The organism is Clostridium sp. ATCC 25772 (assembly GCF_001573875.1).
GTDB lineage: Bacteria > Bacillota > Clostridia > Clostridiales > Clostridiaceae > Clostridium_J > Clostridium_J senegalense.
In genome coordinates, this window is sequence record NZ_LFRG01000227.1 from 1 (window position 1) to 511 (window position 511).

At 32.1% G+C, this 511-nt stretch carries 1 protein-coding gene; it reads right to left on the bottom strand.

What is annotated here, in order from left to right; all coding sequences use genetic code 11:
• Window positions 1–99: 99 nt before the first annotated feature.
• A partial coding sequence (locus AZI32_RS17715) for an ATP-binding cassette domain-containing protein (RefSeq protein WP_157451005.1) occupies window positions 100–511 on the bottom strand: 412 nt, incomplete at its 5' end.

The window sequence follows — 511 nt, forward strand, 5'->3', positions numbered from 1 at the left end:
ACACCCACAAAATACAGTTGAGTAAATAATACCATGGTCTGTACATTATCATCCTACCTATATATTTAAGTACTGGAGTTTTCTCTTTCTTCTTTTTTATCATGCCAGCACCTCCTCCATTCCCTTTTGTAATAGGTTATAAAATTTTGAACTTCTATCTTTACATAATTCTTTCCTATTACCATACTCTAAAACCGTTCCTTCTTCTAAAATTAAAATATTATCGGCTCTTCCTACAGTTCCAAGCCTATGAGCTATAATTATACAAGTTCTCTCCTCTAATAATTTGTTCAAGGCTCTATCTATAAGCCCTTCAGTTATAGGATCAAGTTTTGAAGTAGCTTCATCTAAAATAACTAATTTAGGATTCTTAAGAAAAACTCTTACAAAGGCTAAAAGTTGAGCTTCTCCCGAAGATAATCCACTTCCCCCATTATCTAAAATAGTATTTAAACCTTCAGGCAAATTATTAAGCCAAGATGTTAATCCAATATCTTCAATAACCTTGAGT